Origin of the sequence: uncultured Photobacterium sp. (assembly GCF_947039875.1) — a bacterium.
Classification (GTDB): Bacteria; Pseudomonadota; Gammaproteobacteria; order Enterobacterales; family Vibrionaceae; genus Photobacterium.
Window position 1 is genome coordinate 24,920 of the sequence record NZ_CAMRAN010000003.1, and the last position, 20,419, is coordinate 45,338.

Annotated in this window: 20 protein-coding genes; 4 read left to right on the top strand and 16 right to left on the bottom strand. The window is 41.7% G+C overall.

All coding sequences use genetic code 11. From position 1 onward, the window contains the following. Window positions 1-30: 30 nt before the first annotated feature. Both cpxA and Q0V26_RS01625 read right to left on the bottom strand, forming a co-directional pair. Window positions 31-1,404 carry an envelope stress sensor histidine kinase CpxA gene (cpxA, locus tag Q0V26_RS01620; RefSeq protein ID WP_297475196.1) on the bottom strand — a complete coding sequence of 458 codons (1,374 nt, stop codon included), beginning with the start codon at window positions 1,402-1,404 and terminating at the stop codon, window positions 31-33. Continuing rightward, entirely contained in the window at window positions 1,404-2,096 is a 693-nt protein-coding gene (locus Q0V26_RS01625; protein ID WP_080158782.1) for a response regulator, read from the bottom strand. Before Q0V26_RS01625 ends, cpxA begins: the two co-directional genes overlap by 1 nt. 201 nt (window positions 2,097-2,297) lie before the next feature. Here Q0V26_RS01625 and Q0V26_RS01630 point away from each other — a divergent pair, with 201 nt between their 5' ends. Together Q0V26_RS01630 and pfkA are read left to right on the top strand one after the other, a co-directional pair. Continuing rightward, window positions 2,298-2,780, top strand: coding sequence for a Spy/CpxP family protein refolding chaperone (locus Q0V26_RS01630; protein WP_297475199.1), 483 nt, complete (start codon window positions 2,298-2,300; stop codon window positions 2,778-2,780). A gap of 506 nt (window positions 2,781-3,286) precedes the next feature. Next, complete coding sequence (gene pfkA / locus Q0V26_RS01635) at window positions 3,287-4,249, top strand: 6-phosphofructokinase (RefSeq protein ID WP_297475201.1); 963 nt, start codon at window positions 3,287-3,289, stop codon at window positions 4,247-4,249. 149 nt (window positions 4,250-4,398) lie between these two features. Here the strand turns inward: pfkA and tpiA are convergent, their stop codons facing one another. The 7 genes from tpiA to Q0V26_RS01670 form a co-directional block, all read right to left on the bottom strand. Next, window positions 4,399-5,169 carry a triose-phosphate isomerase gene (tpiA, locus tag Q0V26_RS01640; protein WP_297475203.1) on the bottom strand — a complete coding sequence of 257 codons (771 nt, stop codon included), beginning with the start codon at window positions 5,167-5,169 and terminating at the stop codon, window positions 4,399-4,401. Window positions 5,170-5,391: 222 nt separating this feature from the next. Then, the gene (locus Q0V26_RS01645) at window positions 5,392-5,688 is read right to left on the bottom strand and encodes a DUF3135 domain-containing protein (RefSeq protein WP_297475204.1); all 297 of its coding nucleotides are present in this window, start codon (window positions 5,686-5,688) and stop codon (window positions 5,392-5,394) included. A 126-nt stretch (window positions 5,689-5,814) separates the two neighbouring features. Continuing rightward, complete coding sequence (locus tag Q0V26_RS01650; RefSeq protein ID WP_297475206.1) at window positions 5,815-6,558, bottom strand: ferredoxin--NADP reductase; 744 nt, start codon at window positions 6,556-6,558, stop codon at window positions 5,815-5,817. Window positions 6,559-6,571: 13 nt separating this feature from the next. Beyond that, window positions 6,572-7,189, bottom strand: coding sequence for a metalloregulator ArsR/SmtB family transcription factor (locus Q0V26_RS01655; protein WP_297475208.1), 618 nt, complete (start codon window positions 7,187-7,189; stop codon window positions 6,572-6,574). 202 nt (window positions 7,190-7,391) lie between these two features. Then, window positions 7,392-8,399: a class II fructose-bisphosphatase gene (glpX, locus tag Q0V26_RS01660; RefSeq protein WP_297475210.1), complete on the bottom strand. Its 1,008-nt coding sequence runs from the start codon at window positions 8,397-8,399 to the stop codon at window positions 7,392-7,394. A gap of 213 nt (window positions 8,400-8,612) precedes the next feature. Further along, entirely contained in the window at window positions 8,613-10,136 is a 1,524-nt protein-coding gene (gene glpK, locus Q0V26_RS01665) for a glycerol kinase GlpK (RefSeq protein WP_297475212.1), read from the bottom strand. Between the two features lie 90 nt (window positions 10,137-10,226). Further along, window positions 10,227-11,078 carry an MIP/aquaporin family protein gene (locus tag Q0V26_RS01670; RefSeq protein ID WP_297475214.1) on the bottom strand — a complete coding sequence of 284 codons (852 nt, stop codon included), beginning with the start codon at window positions 11,076-11,078 and terminating at the stop codon, window positions 10,227-10,229. Between the two features lie 596 nt (window positions 11,079-11,674). Here Q0V26_RS01670 and zapB point away from each other — a divergent pair. Further along, window positions 11,675-11,917, top strand: a complete 243-nt coding sequence (zapB, locus tag Q0V26_RS01675) for a cell division protein ZapB (protein ID WP_036789682.1) — start codon at window positions 11,675-11,677, stop codon at window positions 11,915-11,917. A gap of 104 nt (window positions 11,918-12,021) precedes the next feature. On the opposite strand, the gene rraA is transcribed toward zapB, so the two are convergent. From rraA to priA, 7 genes are all read right to left on the bottom strand, one after another. Further along, window positions 12,022-12,507: a ribonuclease E activity regulator RraA gene (rraA, locus tag Q0V26_RS01680; protein ID WP_297475223.1), complete on the bottom strand. Its 486-nt coding sequence runs from the start codon at window positions 12,505-12,507 to the stop codon at window positions 12,022-12,024. Window positions 12,508-12,594: 87 nt separating this feature from the next. Continuing rightward, window positions 12,595-13,503: a 1,4-dihydroxy-2-naphthoate polyprenyltransferase gene (locus Q0V26_RS01685; RefSeq protein WP_297475225.1), complete on the bottom strand. Its 909-nt coding sequence runs from the start codon at window positions 13,501-13,503 to the stop codon at window positions 12,595-12,597. Window positions 13,504-13,652: 149 nt separating this feature from the next. Continuing rightward, window positions 13,653-14,984, bottom strand: a complete 1,332-nt coding sequence (gene hslU / locus Q0V26_RS01690; protein WP_297475227.1) for an HslU--HslV peptidase ATPase subunit — start codon at window positions 14,982-14,984, stop codon at window positions 13,653-13,655. 10 nt (window positions 14,985-14,994) lie between these two features. Beyond that, window positions 14,995-15,522: an ATP-dependent protease subunit HslV gene (hslV, locus tag Q0V26_RS01695; RefSeq protein WP_036789451.1), complete on the bottom strand. Its 528-nt coding sequence runs from the start codon at window positions 15,520-15,522 to the stop codon at window positions 14,995-14,997. Window positions 15,523-15,704: 182 nt separating this feature from the next. Beyond that, complete coding sequence (locus Q0V26_RS01700) at window positions 15,705-16,307, bottom strand: SPOR domain-containing protein (protein ID WP_297475231.1); 603 nt, start codon at window positions 16,305-16,307, stop codon at window positions 15,705-15,707. A 169-nt stretch (window positions 16,308-16,476) separates the two neighbouring features. Next, window positions 16,477-17,502: a DNA-binding transcriptional regulator CytR gene (gene cytR / locus Q0V26_RS01705; RefSeq protein ID WP_297476349.1), complete on the bottom strand. Its 1,026-nt coding sequence runs from the start codon at window positions 17,500-17,502 to the stop codon at window positions 16,477-16,479. A 182-nt stretch (window positions 17,503-17,684) separates the two neighbouring features. Further along, entirely contained in the window at window positions 17,685-19,886 is a 2,202-nt protein-coding gene (gene priA, locus Q0V26_RS01710; RefSeq protein WP_297475232.1) for a primosomal protein N', read from the bottom strand. 266 nt (window positions 19,887-20,152) lie between these two features. Between priA and rpmE the strand changes: the two genes are divergently transcribed. Continuing rightward, window positions 20,153-20,365 carry a 50S ribosomal protein L31 gene (gene rpmE / locus Q0V26_RS01715; RefSeq protein WP_297475234.1) on the top strand — a complete coding sequence of 71 codons (213 nt, stop codon included), beginning with the start codon at window positions 20,153-20,155 and terminating at the stop codon, window positions 20,363-20,365. Window positions 20,366-20,419 lie beyond the last annotated feature (54 nt).

A 20,419-nucleotide genomic window follows, 5' to 3' on the forward strand; every position in this document is an offset into this window, starting at 1 on the left:
CATCTTTATGAGTAAGGTTAACCTTGTGCTTTAACGGGCTAAAGGGAGTGTCATACTGATCCGTAAACCACCTAATGGACTTGATGTTGCTTTGATATTACCACTATGCTGCCGTAGTGCACTTTCTGTTATTGCGAGTCCTAAGCCCGTACCACCACTACTACGATCGCGTGCAGTTGAAACGCGATAAAAGGGCCTAAAAATATCATCAAGTTCATTATTAGGCACACCTTCACCATTATCATCAATGGTGATCAGTAATTGCTGTTGCTGAGGCGTAAAGGTAACTTCAATAACGTTATTGCCATATTTAATTGCATTACGAATAACGTTTTCTAAGGCACTGATTAATAAATTTGGGTTACCTTTTAATGGCCAAGCTTGAAGTTGATTATAGGTTAATGTTTTATGGTGTTGTTCTGCTTCAAAGCGGGCATCTTCCAACATTTCATACCATAAGCTGTGACTGTCGATGATTTGTTGTTGTTGATGACTATTGACCTGCATACGAGATAACTCTAATAGCTCACTGATCATTTTTTCTAATCGTTCTGCTTCAGTATCAATGCGGGATAGTTCGTTACTTTGACCTTGTTTGCGTTGTGCTAAAGCTGTCGCCATACGTAATCGCGTTAAGGGGGAGCGTAATTCATGTGAAATATCAGATAACAACCGTTGTTGACCGCTAATAATATTGTTAAGTGCATCGACCATTTGATTAAAACTGGCTCCCGCTTGTTTAAACTCTTGAGGTCCTTGTTCTAAGGTCGGATCCGCTTCAAATTCTCCGCGAGCTACCCGTTCAGCTGCTTGTTGTAAGCGTCGTGCTGGGCGGGTGACAGCCCACGCCAGCCATAATAAAAAAGGCGTACTGACTAACATCGTAACTAATAATAATTTAAAGGGTTTATCCATTATTTGAACGAAGAAGGGCGGAGAGCCGCGCCATACCTGACCACGATACATATACAATGATTGTTGTTCAGTGGTAATCTCAAATGGACCCGCAATGAGCCAGCGTCCATAAAGTCGTTGTTGAGGTTTACTTGGATTATCGGCAATCGTAATAAAATTACGCAGTGCTTTAGTGTGTTTTTGTGGCGCAATAATATCGCCATCAATGGTTGTAAAATAAAGTTGGCTACGATGGTTATCTCGACGATGTGTCAGGTTTTTTATTCGTGCAATAAGGCTAGTATGACTTGATGGCGAGGGTGTATTTAAACGTTGATTGATTTGCTCTGCTTGAGATTGAAAACGCACTAATTGATGATCTGGTATCGTTTGTACTGAGCGTGGATCATATTGAAACATCAAGACGAGAGTGATGACGACCACTAATAATGTGGTCCAGAAAATAGCGAAAATACGCCCATAAAGGTGAGTAAACCCGGGGATTTTCATTATATAGCCTCAATTAATAAATAACCTTTACCACGCAAGGTTTTTATTAGCGGTTTACCATCGCTACGCATAGGTAATTTTTTACGTAAATTTGAAACGTGCATATCTATTGCGCGATCAAATTGAGCAAAGCGTTTGCCGAGCACTTCAAGACTTAACTCTTCTTTTGCAATAATCTTACCTGGGTGTTGTACAAAATAGCTTAAAAGAGCGAATTCAGTACCCGTCATTTCAATCGGTTGTTGATTGTATAGTACTTCTTGTCGACCAGGATAAATGGTGAGATCTTGATAAATAAGGCATTCACTGTGATTGGCTTTTGTTTCGGTATTTGGCTGAGTGCGTCTTAGCACCGCTCGCATACGCGCCAGTAATTCACGATCACTAAAGGGCTTAGGTAAATAATCATCAGCGCCGAGTTCAAGTCCGAGTACGCGATCAATTTCATCACCTTTGGCAGTTAACATCATCACCGGAGTGGTGTGTTTTTCTCGTAAACGGCGCAACATTTCAGTGCCATTCATTTTTGGCATCATCACATCAAGTAAGATTAAATCAATACTGTTGTCGATTTTTGCTAGCCCTTCAAGACCATTATTCGCTTCTTCTACCTCAAACCCTTCTAGTTCAAGAATATCTTTAAGGAGTGCGGTCAGTTCTATATCGTCATCAACTAAGAGAATTTTTGCCATAATGGTGTCCTGAGATGCAAAGGTGGTTATTCAATCAAGTTGGCTTAGTATCGCTAATCTTTGCTGGTACGCCAAGTTAAGCTGCATTAGCTTTACGCTAGTTTACGTTTGCTAGACAGCATTTTACTTTCCAGCCGTTATGATAACTACCAAGCCATATACGATGGCAATTTATTCAATGATAGTGCTGGAGAAACAACGATGAAAATATTTAATAAAACACTTGTTATCGCAATGGCATTGCCATTAGCAATGGGTTCTATGTCTGCATTTGCAGGCCAAGATCATCAAGATCACCAAGGTCGTATGATGAAAGATCATCATGGTGGAAAAATTTTTAGTCAGTTAGATCTTACTGCTGCCCAACAACAAGAAATGAAAACGTTACGCCAAGCGAATCGTAGCGCACATCAAGCACTGCGAGTAGAGAATCATAAAACGATGTTGGCTGAGCGTCAGCAATTAGATAAATTGGTATTAGCGAGTAATTTTGATGAATCAGCAGTACGTGCCATTGCTGAAAAGATGTCACAGCAACAAGTTGAACGCCGTGTGGCAATGCTAGAGCAGCGTCATAAGATGCTTAATATTTTAACGCCAGAGCAGAAGCAGAAATATGCTGAACTACAGCAACAGCGAGCTGAAAAGCATGTAATGCGATTAGAGGCTAAAAATAGCCACTAAACATCAATAGATAAGCGTTCGACGCCATCCATTAGCCATAGTCTTTACTATGGCTTTTTTTGTTTTGGATATTAAGTTTATTATTCGGCGATTTTTTAAGATCTTTACTCTGAAATAGCCTCAGAATAAAGCAGTGATTGTATTTTTATGGTAGGTTTTGTTATTAATTTTTATCATAAAACAGCTATACTGCGTGATATTAGCTATTGTCTACATTTCTGCAACCATTAACGGTACCCGCGATTGTTAGTTATGATTGGTTTATTCAAAAAATTATTACAATAATCATGATGACGGATGATAAGTATCGATGACGGGAAAGTGATGTGCTAGCGTGATATGAATCAACAAAATATTCCATTTAAATTGTAATACTTCTACATAAGTAGGAAAATTTCAGTTTTCACGAACACAGTCTGATAAGTATTGATTGTGATATCGAGAAGGGGAACCTCGGTATGTCGTGTTGGATTTGATTTTTCAATTCCCAAAGTCAGAGGGTAACCATGATTAAGAAGATTGGTGTTTTGACCAGTGGTGGTGACGCACCTGGTATGAATGCAGCGGTTCGCGGCGTAGTTCGTGCAGCGTTGACAGAAGATCTAGAAGTTTACGGTATTTTTGATGGCTACCATGGCCTATATAATAACTGTATTAAAAAACTTGATCGTCAAAGTGTATCTGATGTAATTAACAAAGGCGGTACATTTTTAGGTTCAGCTCGTTTTCCTGAATTCCGTGAAGTGGAAATTCGTGAAAAAGCGATTGAGAATCTGAAATTGCACGGTATTGATGCATTGGTTGTTATCGGTGGCGACGGCTCATACATGGGTGCGAAGAAGCTAACTGAAATGGGTTACCCTTGTATTGGTATTCCAGGTACGATTGATAATGATGTTGCGGGTACTGATTACACTATCGGTTACATGACAGCAATGAACACTGTTATCGACGCTATTGACCGTTTACGTGATACGTCATCTTCTCATCAACGTATTTCAATTGTTGAAGTAATGGGTCGCCATTGTGGTGATCTAACACTAATGTCTGCAATTGCTGGTGGTTGTGAGTACATCATTACTCCTGAAACTGGTCTTGATAAAGATCAACTGATTGCGCATATCAAGCGAGGTATCGCGAAAGGTAAGAAACACGCGATTATCGCTATCACTGAATTAATGACAGATGTTAACGCACTGGCTAAATTCATTGAAGCTGAAACCGGTCGAGAGACTCGCGCAACAGTATTAGGCCATATTCAACGTGGTGGTCAGCCTGATGCATTTGACCGTGTATTAGCATCTCGTATGGGTGCATATGCGGTTGAGTTACTACAGCAAGGTGAAGGCGGTCGTTGCGTTGGTATTCAATGTGAAAAACTGGTTCACCATGACATTATCGATGCGATTGAAAATATGCGTCGTCCAGTACGTAACGATTTATATGAGTTGGCTGAAAAGCTGTTCTAAAATTACGTTATAAAAGATACTGAAATCATTAAGGTCGATATTTATATCGGCCTTTTTTTATTGGGTGATTTTTTTGATGCTGTACTTTATTTGTGATAATAAAAAGGCCACCCGTAGGTGACCTTGATTTCATCAATCATTAAGAAAGATTATTTTTTTGCTTCAGCTGCTGCTTTAGCGATAGCTGCAAAGCTTTTCGCGTCAAGTGCTGCGCCGCCAACTAGAGCACCATCGATGTCTGGTTGTGCGAAGTAAGCTGCAGCATTTTCAGGCTTAACAGAACCACCGTATTGGATAACAACGTTCTTAGCTACTGCTTCAGATTTCTCTGCAATGTGAGCACGGATTGCTGCGTGAATGCGTTGTGCATCTTCAGCTGTAGCTGCTTTACCAGTACCGATAGCCCAGATTGGTTCGTAAGCGATGATAGCACCTTCAAGAGCTTCAACGCCTTGAGTGTTGATTACAGCGTCAATTTGACGTGCACAAACAGCCATTGTTTCGCCAGCTTCGTTTTGTGCATCAGTTTCGCCGATACAAAGAACAGGTGTTAAACCATTTTCTTTTAGGAATGCGAATTTCTTAGCAACAAATTCGTCTGACTCGTGGTGGTATTCACGACGCTCAGAGTGACCGATGATGATATGAGTAGCACCAAATTCTTTAAGCATAGCTGGAGACATGTCGCCAGTGAATGCACCGCTGTTGTGTAGGTCAGAGTTTTGAGCACCTAGGATGATTGCGCTGCCAGCGTCAGTAAGCGTACGCTCAGTAAGATCAATGAAAAGTGCTGGTGGAGCAACTGCAACGTCTACGCCTGTAACACCTTCAAGTTCAGCGTTAAGACCGTTTAGTAGAGCAACAACCATTTCTTTGCTACCGTTTAGTTTCCAGTTACCCATAACTACAGGATGGCGCATAGTTTTTCTCCAAATTTAAATGACGTAATTAACTTAACTACGTAAAAATATACCAGTCGGAACTGAATTTTTACTGTTCAAAATCATTAATGTGCTTGGTTGTACCCTTTTCGAGATAAAAAGTGAACTACAAATAGAAAAATATTTCAATATATGCAGTTTTTTGTCGTTTTTTTGTAACGTATTGGCGGAATATGCTGCCGAGGGTAGCCAATGATTTTATCATTTTAATGGCAGTATTTTTGCTTGCTGTGGTGGCGATTGTGATTGGAGTGCTTGATTGAAACGTTGTAATTGGTGCTGTAATTGTTGCTGCAATAAAATGTTGCGATGGAGTGGGTTTTTAGCGTGGCTAATGAGGCGATCGATATGGCTTTGTTGTGCCTGTAATCGAGGTTGCATACTTGGGCTGGCTTGGGCAATAGTTTGTTCAATTAACCGTTGGCGTAATAATGCAAACTGGTGGGGATCGGTGGTAGCCAGTTGTACTAGTTGGTCGAAGTCAGGCAATGAGTGCATCCGCTATTCCTTGATTTAGGATCTATCATAATGATAGTTGCTAGCAGCGATGGTGTTCTCATTATGGTTGAGATTGAGCCCGAGGCTGTCAGGCTCAATGAGGTGCAATATAGGGTAGAATAAGGATTACCAGTAGTGTTCCATGGTAATCTGTCCTGGCTTACGACGCAGATTTTTAGTTAATCCTTTCGCTTCAAGTACCGCTTTAGTGTCACGTACCATTTGTGGATTACCACATAGCATAACTTGGCTATTTTCAGGGGTCAGGTATAAACCCACGTGACGTTCTAATAATCCATCAGCAATCGCTTGTGGTATGCGCCCTGTCAAACATAATGGGGCCGGTTCGCGGCTAACAAATGGTTGCACAATAAGCTGATCACCATATTGTTGTTTGAGAGCACTGATTTCAGCTTGGTAACTAAGATCGGCAGCAAAACGTACCGCGTGGATAACAATAATTTTACGGTATTTATGCCAGACTTCTTTTTGGCCTAAAATTGATAAATAAGGCCCAATTGCTGTTCCCGTTGCGAACAGCCATAAATGTTGACCTATCGGTACTTCATCAAGGGTAAAGAAGCCACTGGCTCGTGCTGATATTTGGACGGTATCGCCTGCTTGCAATGCATGTAATCGAGGTGATAACAAACCATCAGCGACACGTGTCGCGTAAATTTCAATGTCAGAATCTTGAGGTGGGTTTACAAACGAGTAGGCGCGTTGGATCAAGTTATCACCGTTCATTATGCCAAGCTTAGTAAATTGTCCCGCTTTAAACGGTTCAATGTTCGCCCGTAGCGATAAACTGAATAAGTCTTGGTTCCAGTGACGGTTTGCAATAACTTGTGCAGGGATCCAATCAGCCATAGTGGCCTCCTCGTTATTTGGATGTTATTCGATAAGCACAGCGCCTTTGGCCTGTAATAATATGTTCTTGACGTTGAATATGTGTTTGCTCGCCTAATAGTTGTTGGAAAATAGCCAGCTCAGAGTGGCAAAGTGATGGGCAGCGAGTTGCAGCAAGACAAATTGGGCAATGATTTTCAACTAATAAAAAGCCGTTATCATCGCTGATTAGCTCTGCCATATAGCCATCATGTTGACGTAACTCTGTAAGTGCGACGAGTTTACTTTTTAAATCAGAGTAATCAGCAATGGCTGCCTGATAATGACTTAATGTTTGTTGTTCTCGTTTTTCAATGATGGCTTGTAGGCCTTGCTGACCAAATAAATCACTGACGGCTTCTAGGGTTTGTACGGCAAGTTCGCCATGATGATTACTAAATTGCTGGTGGCCTTGAGACGTGAGTTGCCAATGGCGCGTTGGACGGCCGACTTTAACTTTTACATCATAAGCATCCACTAAGCCTTGTTCTTCCATCGATTGTAGATGTTGACGAATACCCATGGTGGTTAACTGAAATTTATCAGCTAATACTTTGGCTGTAACGGGACCATCATATTTGATGTGATAGAGGATTTTTTCAATAGTTTTCATAATCAGTCATCATTGTTGCTCTTGTTATATTATGGGATCAGCTTATTAAATAAAGCAATATCTTTACAATATAATAGTGCGTTAAAAATAGGACTTCTTAGGTTTAAGAACGACGAACTTATGATCAGAGATAGGTGGGGATGGACAGAAGGGCAGACAGAGAGATAAAAAATGCACCGAAGTGCATTTTTTATTGATAACGTTAAAGCGTATGTTGCTTAACTGCGTCATCTTGACGGTTTAAGTCATAGCTTGATTGTATACGGCGCATGGTGCCGCACTTGCCGCTAATCAATAGTGTTTCAGTGGTCGCGATATCACCTTGGCGCTGAATACCTTCAACTAAATCACCTTTAGTAATCCCTGTGCCGGCAAAGATCACATCATTACTACGCGCCATGTCTTCAAGGCGCAGTAGTGTGTTTGGTTCAATGCCCATTTCTTCACAACGACGAATTTCCATTTCACCTAAACGGCGATTTTCCTCAGTGTCGCCTTTTACTTGATGGCGAGGCAGTAAACGGCCTTGCATATCACCGCCTAATGCACGAATCGCAGCGGCAGAAACTACACCTTCAGGTGCGCCACCAATGCAGTACATTACATCGACATCACTTTCTGGCATACACGTAAGAATCGAAGCTGCAACATCACCATCAGGGAAAGCGAAGACACGCACACCCATGGCATGCATTTCAGTGATAAGTTGATCGTGACGAGGTTTAGCCAGAACAGTAACAACCAGTTCACTTAGTGGTTTATTCAGTGCTGTAGCAATAGCGGCAAAGTTGTCAGCTAAGGGTTTATCAAGATCGATAACGCCTTTAGCTTGTGGACCAACGACCAATTTTTCCATGTACATATCTGGTGCTTTTAGCAGGCTACCTTTCTCACCAGCGGCAAGTACTGCAAGGGCATTATTTTGTCCCATTGCTGTCATACGCGTGCCTTCGATAGGATCAACGGCAATATCAACCGCACAACCACCACAACCTACGTGCTCACCAATATAGAGCATTGGCGCTTCGTCGATTTCACCTTCACCAATCACAATCTCACCGTTGATATTAGTGTGGTTAAGCAGGGTGCGCATTACTTCAACTGCGGCATTGTCTGCTGCAATTTTATCGCCACGGCCTAACCATTTATGGCCGGCAAGGGCTGCGCCTTCGGTAACACGAGCAAATGCTATCGCTAAATCGCCTTTCATGATAACTCCAGATATAGAAATCGGTAGGTTCAAGGGTATAAAAATTCAGCGCAAATTCTAGCATAATTGGCCTATCAACACGGTGAGAAATTAGATTGTCTAGGCCGTGGATTAATGATCTAACGCAACGGAATTAGGATTATGTAGTTGTAATAGAAATAAAAAAGGCCCGCTACTATGAGCAGGCCTGATCTTCGATGGTATTAACGTGGTTTATTCGTCGTCATCTTCTTCGTCAAATGCCCAACCTTTGGCACACTCAACCGCACGTTGCCAACCACGGTAGCGACGATTGCGTTTTTTATCGTCGTCACATGGGGTAAAGCTACGATCTAATTGTGATTTGTGTTGTAGTTCATCAATGCTATCCCAGAAACCAATTGCTAGACCCGCCAAGTACGCAGCCCCTAGTGCGGTGACTTCAGTAACTTTAGGGCGATGTACTGCCGTTGCTAAAATATCTGCTTGGAATTGCATTAAGAAGTTATTGGCAACAGCGCCACCATCAACCCGTAAAATATCAAGTTTAATGCCTGAATCCGCTTGCATCGCATCAAGTACATCACGGGTTTGATAAGCAACACTTTCAAGAGTGGCGCGAATAATATGATTAGAATTAACGCCGCGAGTCAATCCAACAATAGCCCCACGTGCATACGGGTCCCAATAAGGCGCACCTAAACCTGTAAAGGCCGGTACGACATAAACGCCGTTGGCACTACCGACTTTTTCTGCAAAATACTCTGAATCGTTAGCATCACTGAGTAATTTAACTTCATCTCGTAGCCATTGAACTGAAGCTCCTCCCATAAAAACGGCACCTTCAAGGGCATAGGCAACGTCACCTTTAGGACCACAGGCAAGGGTTGTTAGCAGACCATTATGGGAGGTGACTTTTTCTTTACCAGTATTCATTAATAAGAAACAACCGGTGCCATAGGTATTTTTAGCTTGGCCTGCTGATACACACATTTGGCCAAATAATGCTGCTTGTTGATCACCCGCAATACCTGCGATAGGAATACGAGTACCGCCTTTACCACCAATATTAGTTTGACCGTAGACTTCAGACGAGGCTTTAACTTCTGGCATCATTGATAATGGAATATTCAATGCCGAAAGTAATTTTTCATCCCATTGTAAGGTGTTGATATTAAATAGCATGGTACGAGAGGCGTTGGTATAATCAGTAACAAATACACGTCCTTGGGTCATTTTCCAGATCAACCAAGTGTCGACAGTACCAAATAATAATTCGCCGGCTTCAGCTTGTTCGCGCGCGCCTTCAACGTTATCTAGAATCCATTTTACCTTAGTGCCAGAGAAGTACGGATCAACCACTAAGCCTGTGGCTTCACGAATATAATCCGTTAAGCCTTGTTGTTTTAACTCTTCACACATATCGGCTGTACGGCGACATTGCCATACGATAGCGTTATAGACGGGTTTACCTGTTTTTTTATTCCATACAATGGTGGTTTCACGTTGGTTAGTAATACCGATTGCAGCGACTTGATCGCTACGAATACCCGCTTTAGCTAATGCCTCCACCATGGTTGAACTTTGAGTAGCATAAATTTCGAGAGGATCATGTTCAACCCAACCTGCTTTAGGATAAATTTGAGTGAATTCGCGTTGTGACGAACAAACGATATTGGCATTGTGGTCGAGCACAACGGCTCGAGAACTGGTTGTTCCTTGATCTAACGCCACAATATATTTTCGTTCAGTAGTCATGATGAGTTCCTCGTTATCTTTTATTATATAGAGTCAGTTTTAATTGAGAGGCGAGGTAATGCCTCTTTTATGGTGTTGATGGATTAAATTTTATGCTTCAACTGCAGGTGTATCAGTATTGCCTTCACATTTATTTGGAAGCGTACATCTGTTGCCCGGTAGATAAATACCAATCAGTTTAGGGTAGGCCCAGCCACCAAAAAGTGCACCACAAATTGGCGCCAGAATAGGGACGATAAGGTAAGGAATATCTTTAGCACCAGTGAGCGCCACTGTGTCCCAACCGGCAAAGAAGGTCAGTAGTTTCGGGCCAAAATCACGGGCAGGGTTCATTGCAAAACCGGTAAGTGGACCTAAAGAACCGCCAATAACAGCAATTAATAAGCCAATAAGCAGTGGCCCCATAGCACCACGTGGTGCTCCATTTTTATCATCACCGATAGCTAAAATGGCAAACATCAATACTGCGGTAATAGTAAATTCAACGGCGAAAGCACCACCAAAACTTAATGATGGATGAGGGAATGTTGAAAAAATAGAGGCGGTATCAAGGCTGGCAACCGTACCACGAACAATATTATGGCTGGCTTCATAGTCCGTAAATAAGTTGCTGTATAGCCCATAAACTAAGGCGGCAGCGGCAAAAGCCCCTAATACCTGCGCCATAATATAAGGAAAAACTTTACGTTTATTGAAGCCATGGAAACTGGCTAACGCAATAGTAACCGCTGGATTTAAATGGGCACCAGAAACGCCAGCAGTGACATAAATAGCAATGGCAACGCCAAGACCCCACATAATACTGACTTCCCATTGACCAAAGTTAGCGCCAGTTAATTTCAGGGCAGCGACACAGCCAACGCCAAAAAATATCAGTAGTCCAGTACCGATAAATTCCGCAAAACATTCTCCGACGAGCGCATTAGGTTTGGAACTTGTCATATTGTCAGTCCTTTTGATGGGTAATGTAGGGTATTGCGTTATCCTTCATGCGCTGTAATTTACAATAGTTACTTTTTTTTTAAATAATAACGGCTCAAAAATGTGCGTTCGAGCGTAAATTGTTTTCTAAAGTGAGCGTTTGGTGGCTTTTTATTGTCGTGTTGGCAGCGTGAGATCATCGATAGTGATATTAGGCAGACGTAGTAATCATCGTTATTCGCGATATATGGCGGTATATAAAATCGCAGGGGTAAATTATCATGGTAATGTGGAACAGAATTTGAGAAAGTTCATAGAGACCACATCATCGATAGCGAAATATGAAGCGAGGCATTTAAAGTATAAGTCGGTGTGAAACATGCTGAAGTCGTTGAAGTTAGCTGTTTTTAGCGTCTAAAGAAGACTGATATTTGCTAACTTTGCAATAATTACCTCAGACTTGTATGATTTTCATTCATTTGCACGAATGTGATGGAAATGTAGATGTCAGCAAGCCAATGCCTCGTTAGAATAGCTATAAAATATATATAACCCTGTCCGTAGAGATTACTTTGAATTGTTAAGGTAAATATATGGGCATAGATCAGGTGAACAATATGTCTCTAGAAATGTTGGAAAAATTGGAAGCCAAAGTTCAAATGGCTGTGGATTCAATTTCTTTACTACAAATGGAAATTGATGAACTAAAAGAAAAAAATGATAGCCTAGCTATGGAAGCACAAGAACTACGTTCTGGTCGTGAGAGTCTTGTTCAAGATAACGAAAAGCTACGTGGCGAGCATAACGTATGGCAAGATCGCGTACGTACGCTGTTAGGTAAAATGGATAGCGTGGAATAATCGCGTCTTTATTTTAATACGATTATCGGTTCGGTATAACTCCCCTAATGGGCAATATACCGAGCCGATTTTTTATGTCTGATGACTACCTTATGAGTGATAGATTAATCTATATCTAATGCTTCTGGCGATAAAATAACCCCAGTATTATCCGCATAAATATGATCTTCAGGTAAGAAGGTTACTCCACCAAAATTCACTGCAACATCAACCTCACCAATGGCTTGCTGATCAGCACCCACAGGAATAGCGGCGAGTGCCTGAATCCCCAGATCGAGTCTATCTAGTTCATCAACATGGCGCACGCTACCATAAATAATTAACCCTTCCCATTGATTTTCAAACGCTAATTGGGCTAAGTCGATATCAATTAAAGCGCGGCGCAATGAACCACCACCATCGACTAACAATACTCGTCTAGAACCTGGTTGGGATAGGACGTCATGAATAATGCCATTATCTTCAAAGCATTTAATGGTTGTGATTTGACCGCTAAATGAACAGCGACCACCGTATGAGCTGAACATCGGTTCAACCACATCAACTTGATCGAGATAGATATCACAAAGTTCAGATGTATTATAGTCCATGGTCAGTCTTCTTATTGGTAGCTGAAAATAAAAATGGTTTGTTCAAATTATAACCAGTTGATATCGCATTGCAATTTGTATCAGTGATTATGCCAATACCATACCGATAGCAAATAATAGATTGGTGATTAAGGCACACTTAACCATGGTTGCCATCATTGGGCGAAGGGCTGCACCATTGGTTGAACGATATACTTGTCGGCCATGATTAATCAGTAATGGCAGGCTTAAAATAAATAGCCAGCCAAAGAGTGATTTCACTTCTAAGAGAGCGAATAAACTAAAAAATATTATGCTAGTAGAAAGCAAAACAAGGTGGTATTTACGTCCCCATAGTGGACCCATGCGTACAACTAAGGTTTGCTTGCCACATGCTTTGTCATTATCAATGTCACGTAGGTTATTGATATTGAGTACACCAACCGCCAATAAGCCACATGCCGTTGCGGGCAACATGATCAATGAATCAATTTGCCCAGTTTGAAGGTAATACGTTCCGGCAACACCTAGCCAGCCAAAAAATATCAGCACAGATAGATCGCCAAGGCCTCGGTAACCATAAGGCTTATTACCGACGGTATAGGCAATCGACGCAGCTATCGCCAGCAAACCAAGGATTAAAAAACCGGCAATGTCATGCGGGTTCTTACACGCCATTAAAATTAAGGTTAAGCCACTGATTGCAGTAAGTATGATGTTTATAATCATTGCCTTACGCATTGTTGCTGCAGTAACTAAACCTGATTGTATTGCCCGTTGTGGACCTAAACGGTCATCATTATCTGTGCCTTTAACAGCGTCGCCATAATCATTGGCAAGATTAGATAGAATTTGTAATAGCAAGGCAGTTAATAGCGCAAGAGCTGCAATACTCGCAGAAAAATTGTCGTGCCATTTTGCCACTGCGCTACCACAGACAATAGAGGCGATGGCAAGAGGTAAGGTTTTTGGTCTTGCGGCATCTAACCAAATTGTCAGTGAAGAGGGTGAGTTCATAAATTAGATACTTAAAGTGAATACTGAAAAGGTATTATGGCGTAAATTTGGTCAGGCGCAAATTTATCCCAACAATGTTTGTTAAAGAACAAAAAAAACGGTGCGATAAAACGCACCGTTTATAATGTTAATAGTCAGTCTAAATTCGATTACAAAATGAAGCGACTTAAATCTTCATCAGCGACAAATTCACCTAAACGTGCTTGTACATAAGCATCATCGATCAGGAATTTCTCACCTGATTTTTCACTCGCATCATAAGAAATTTCTTCCATTAAGCGTTCCATAACAGTGTATAAACGACGGGCACCAATGTTTTCCGTACGCTCATTTACTTGCCATGCAGCTTCAGCCAAGCTATTAACACCATCTGCAGTAAATTCGATATTTACTGATTCCGTTGCCATTAACGCAACATATTGTTGAGTTAATGATGCTTTTGGCTCAGTAAGAATACGTTTAAAGTCATGGCTCGTCAGTGCTTCTAGTCCAACACGAATCGGTAAACGACCTTGTAGTTCTGGAATGAGATCTGACGGTTTAGCGACTTGGAATGCGCCAGATGCGATAAACAAAATATGATCTGTTTTAACCATACCATGCTTCGTTGATACTGTACTGCCTTCGACTAATGGTAATAAATCACGTTGTACGCCTTCACGAGAAACGTCAGGACCTGATGATTCACCACGCTTACAAATCTTATCTATTTCATCAATAAAGACGATACCGTTATTTTCTGCAGCGAAAATAGCTTGTTCTTTTAATTCTTCTTGATTAACCAGTTTGGCAGCTTCTTCTTCAGTTGCAGCTTTTAACGCATCTTTGATTTTCATCTTACGTTTTTTGCTAGTGTTACCAGCAAGATTTTGGAACATACCTTGTAACTGGTTGGTCATCTCTTCCATACCAGGAGGCGCCATGATTTCAACGCCCATTTGTGGCGCTGCAACATCAATCTCAATTTCTTTATCATCAAGTTTACCTTCACGTAATTTCTTACGGAAAGATTGACGCGTTGTTGATTCTGTTGGGGCTTCTTCGTTTTGTCCCCAAGCATCACGTGCGGGTGGTAATAACACATCAAGAATACGTTCTTCTGCTAATTCTTCTGCATGTACGCGTACTTTTTCTGTGGCTTGTTGATGAACCATTTTCACTGCAACATCGGTCAGATCACGAATAATGGTCTCAACTTCTTTACCGACATAACCGACTTCAGTAAATTTAGTTGCTTCAACTTTAATAAATGGTGCATTAGCTAGTTTTGCTAATCGACGTGCGATTTCTGTTTTACCAACCCCTGTTGGACCAATCATTAAAATATTTTTAGGGGTTACTTCTACGCGCAGCTCTTCAGGAAGCTGCATACGACGCCAGCGGTTACGCAGTGCAATCGCAACCGCTCGCTTGGCTTTGTCTTGACCGATAATATGGCGATCAAGCTCATGAACGATTTGGCGAGGAGTCATTTCAGACATTGCAACTTCCTTACTTAGTTTCTAATTCTTCAATAGTGTGATTGTGGTTAGTAAACACACAAATATCACCTGCAATATTTAACGCTTTTTCCGCAATTTCACGCGCGCTAAGATCGGTATTTTCTAGTAATGCAATGGCAGCTGCTTGAGCGAAATTACCACCAGAGCCAATTGCAACTAAATCATGTTCAGGTTGTACTACATCACCATTACCTGTAATGATTAATGAGCCAGTTTCATCAGCAACGACCAATAAAGCTTCGAGTTTACGTAGGGCACGATCAGTTCGCCAATCTTTGGCTAACTCAACAGCTGATTTCAATAGATGGCCTTGGTGCATTTCTAATTTACGTTCGAAACGCTCAAATAAAGTAAAGGCATCAGCAGTGCCGCCAGCAAAACCTGCAAGTACTTTATCGTTATAGAGACGACGAACTTTGCGAGCGTTGCCTTTCATTACTGTATTGCCAAGTGAGACTTGGCCATCACCAGCAATTACGACTTTGTCGTTACGACGAACAGATACAATAGTTGTCACGTTAAACCCTCTTTGATTCAGCTCCGACGTTAGCCGGGATCATTAATGCTATTAGATCTGGGGATAGTAATACTGGTTTTCAAGGTGTAGGTGACAATTGCTCATTGTGGTGATGCTAACCATCAGGCGATAAAAAAGGATGCCATGATGGCATCCCTTTTTATTATTCATAGTAATAATGATTATTCCCAGAACCAAATTGCACAAGGGCTAATGCCATGTTGTTGTAATTTGTTCTGATCATTCATTGCTAAGCGTTTATCTTTGTAAGGGCCAAGCACAACACGATACCAAGTACCTTTATTGTTAGTTGATACTTTTATTTGGCTATTTAAGCCCTGAAACGCAATTATCGCTTTACGTTCATCGGCTTGAGTTTGACTGTGATAAGCACCGCATTGTAATAAATAAGGCTTAGCTGGCTTCTTTTTTGCAATGACTTGTTTAGGGGGGGATTTTGAAACGATGACTTTTTTATTTTCCAGTTCTTGAATATAACGCCATTTTTCTTCTGGTTTAGGCGGCAAAGCGGTTGTGTTAACTTTTGCTGGCGGCTGTGGCTTGATAATAACAGCCGCAGGGATCGCTGGCTCTTTTTCAGGAACGTCAGTGCCAGAAAGGAAAAATAAACTCGTAATCAGCCCACACACTAAAATAACAGCGAAAGCTGCCCACTTGGTTGGAAAACCAGTCGTTGGCACTTTTTTGCCTTTAGGGTTAGCTTTTGTTTTTGGTGACGCTGGTTTTGCTGAGCGTCCACGTTTTACATAATCTTTAGTAGCCACGATATCGACAAATTAGTTTGGGTAGATAGATAGGACACTATGTTACAAAGTTGGATTGATCCTGACCAGTTATTATCGCTGTTTTGTTGATAATTAACCCCATACTTTCACAAAATGCCAGATTTTATGATCTTCGTGCTGTAACGTGTCAAATATGGGGATAGATTAATTAGCGACTTGGGGGGGCAGCACTTTCACGAATAACCAGTTTGGCGTCCAATAATCGCGACCCGGCCTGAACATCTTTACCTTTGAGTAATTCCAGTAACATCAGCATTGCTTGACGGCCGATCTCATAACGAGGCTGTGAGACGGTCGTTAATGGTGGATCACAATATTCTGCAAATTGAATATCATCAAAACCCACAATAGAAATATCATGTGGTACACGTAAACCTAAACGTTTAGCCTGTTGCATTGCGCCAATTGCCATCACGTCGGAATGGCAAAATAATGCCGTTGGCGGTTCAGGCAAAGCAAGTAATGCTGTAATCGCGCGTGCGCCGGCAGCAAAGCTAAAATCACCTTTAATGGTGTAAGCCGGATTTAGAGTAATACCTGCACGACGCAGTGCTTGTTGATAACCTTGCTGGCGAAATTGTGATAATGCTGCTTTATCTGGACCCGTGATTTGAGCAATACGTTTATGGCCCATTTGAGTGAGATAATTTACCGCATCAAAGGCTGCAGTTAAGTTATCAATATGCACCGTCGGTAATTCAAGCTCTGGCGCATATTCACATGCCATGACGAGTGGTGGCAGATTTTTTTGTTCAGGTTTACTGACGTCAAACGGTAAATTATTACCTAATAACAGCATGCCATCAGCTTGTTTAGTAAATACTAAATTTGCAAATGAGTTTTCTCGACGTTGTTGTTGGCCGCTGTCACCGAGTAACACTAGATAACCATTTTCCATCGCTGCTTCTTCAATGCCGCGAATAATTTCAGTGAAATAAGGATCACAGATATCCGGAACAATAGTTACGATAGTTTTTGATTCATTGCGGCGTAGGTTACGCGCTAGTGAATTGGGTGAATATCCAGCTTCCATTACGGCTTGCTCAACTTTTTTCCTTGTTGATGCCGATACTTTTTCCGGGTTCATGAGCGCGCGTGAAACTGTCGCGGTTGATACCCCGGCTAGCTGGGCAACGTCCTTCATTGTCGCCATAGTGCTTTCCTCTTGTGCTATATCTTACTAATTTACAGTTGGCTATCTGATTTGAAAATGTATTCAGATATGTTCACCAACTAATTGTAACTGACTGAAAAACGTCAATTCATATACATATTGTAGAATGGATGCATCAGCTGAAACATGCTTCCAATAGCATAAATTACATTCGCTATGTGAGATGCATCGCATTGTGTAGTTTAAGTTAAATCTTGCGGTTCAACATCAATCGACCACCTAATTTTTTTCGCTAGCGGTAAGAGCTGAATTGCAGGCTTAGCAATATTGAGTATTTGTTGAAGTTTATTCCTATTAGGTATTTGTAAAATTAATTGCCATCGAAATCGCCCCGCACGACGAGCAAGTGGGGCAGGGTTTGGCCCTAAGACACAACAATCTTGGTCATATACCGGACTGGCTTCAAAAATTCCCCGTACCTGCTGTAAAAACTGACACACAAGGTCGCTATCATTAGCTTCTGCGCGTAATAACACTAAGTGAGTAAACGGCGGCAACAATGCTTGGCGACGTTCAGTTAAGGCTGCTTGAGAAAAAACGCCATAACCTTTATGCAATAATGATTGTAGTAGTTGGTGCTCTGGATGGTGTGTTTGTAATAATACTGATCCTGGCTTACTGGCACGTCCTGCTCGACCTGCCACTTGAATAAATAGCTGTGCTAATCGCTCAGATGCGCGAAAGTCATTACTGAATAATGCACTATCGACATCAATTAATGCCACTAAGGTTACATTGGGAAAGTGATGACCTTTGGCGAGCATTTGGGTGCCGATTAAAATTTGATATTCATTATTTTTAATGGCTTCTAAATAGTTTTCTAATGCCCCTTTACGACGGGTACTGTCTCTATCAATACGTACGGTTTTAAACTCAGGGAATAGTTCGGCTAATTGTGCTTCAAGCTGTTCTGTTCCTACTCCGACAGGCAATAGTTGGGTTGAGCCACATTGTTGGCATTGGTGCATGATTGGCCGCTGAGTTGCACAGTGATGACAGCGTAATTCCCCTGATTGTTGATGGAGGGTGTAATACGCATCACAGCGATCACATTCAGCGATCCAGCCACACTCATGGCACATCATCGCGGGCGAAAATCCACGACGATTAAGAAACAGCATCACTTGGTTGCCCGCATTGAGGTGCTTACGCATTTCAGCAATCAATGGTGCTGATAGTCCGGCATTTAAATACAAGCCTTTGACATCAATCACACCATGACGTGCGGCACTCGCATTACCTGCGCGTTTAGAGAGTGCCAGATAATGGTATTTCCCCGTTTGTGCGTTATGCAGTGTTTCAAGTGCAGGCGTTGCAGAGCCTAAAACAATGGGAATATTTTCTTTATTGGCACGCATTACGGCCAGATCACGAGCGTGGTAACGTAAACTATCTTGTTGTTTGTATGAAGCATCATGTTCTTCATCGACAATGATAATGCCAAGATTAGCAAAGGGCGTAAATAGTGCTGAGCGGGTGCCAATAATGATCCCTGCCTGATTATCTCGTCCGGCTAACCATGCCGCCATGCGCTCGCTATCGTTTAAACCTGAATGTACGGTTTCTAATGGCACCTTAAAACGGCGTTTAAAGCGATTGATTGTTTGGGGAGTTAGGCCAATTTCTGGTACTAAAATTAACGCTTGTTTACCTGCAGCTAAAATGGGTTCTAGTAAATTAAGGTAGACCTCTGTTTTACCCGAGCCAGTAACGCCATCAAGTAGATAACAGCCAAAACCGGGATTGCTGTTAACCGTTGCAATTGCTAGCGCTTGCTCTTCGTTTAAACGCGGTTTTTGTTCTGTGATCTCAAATTGTGGTTGCCACTGGCGTTGTTGTGGCTGATGTTGTTGTTCGCTAATCCAACCTTTTTGTTCAATAGTTTTTAGGGTGGTGCTATTGACGTCATGAGTGAGTAAGGTTTCATGACTGAGTGGCCCATTACGTAATAGATTTAGGACTTGTGCTTGTTTAGGCGCACGTTTTAAGCCATTCAATGGTTGCTCTCGACCGGTTTCAGTAAGGTGCCAGTATTTTAATGGCGCAGTTGACGCCTCTCGACCTTTGCGCAGTAATGCTGGCATCGCATTCGCTAGAGCATCACCTAATGGGTATTGATAATAGCTACTGGCCCATTTTAATAAGCTAAATAAAGTGGGTTGCCATAAAGGTTGCTCATCCAATACTTGCTGAATAGGTTTTAACTGTTGAATAGGAAAATCAGAATCATGTCCAATAGCAACCACAATCCCGACTAATCGTTGTCGACCAAAAGGCACCAGCACACGCCCGCCGATAACTGGGGTAGTGTTGGGCTTGATGAGATAGTCAAAAGTTTTATCTAGTGGGATGGGTAAAGCAACGCGTGCTATTGGGTGGTTCATATTTTATCGCTTTAATTGAACGTGTGCTAAATAGTAACAGATCGCGTGATATGGGATAAGTACCGCTATGGTCGCATTATTATTGATTGTTTTAGTGATCAATAAAAGAGCGATAAAAAACAGTGTCTGAGTTGATCTCTGAGTAATGATTGATTACTATACGCCGCCTGATTTGTCGTAATTTTACGGCAGACTATTTTATTAACTACGTGTGGTGCCCGGCTTTGGATCGGGAGAGCGACACGGCCTTAACTTGAGGTTTCCCCATGAAACAAGGTATCCACCCAGAATACAAAGCAGTAAACGCACGTTGTTCTTGCGGTAACACTTTCGAATTTAACTCTACTATGAGTAAAGACATCAACCTTGATGTATGCGATAAGTGTCACCCATTCTACACTGGTAAGCAACGTCAAGTTAGCTCTGGCGGTCGTGTGGACAAATTCAACAAGCGTTTTGGTGCGCTTGCTAGCAAGTAATTATTTGCCAGCTGAATTTAAAAAAAAGGAATGCGTAAGCATTCCTTTTTTTAT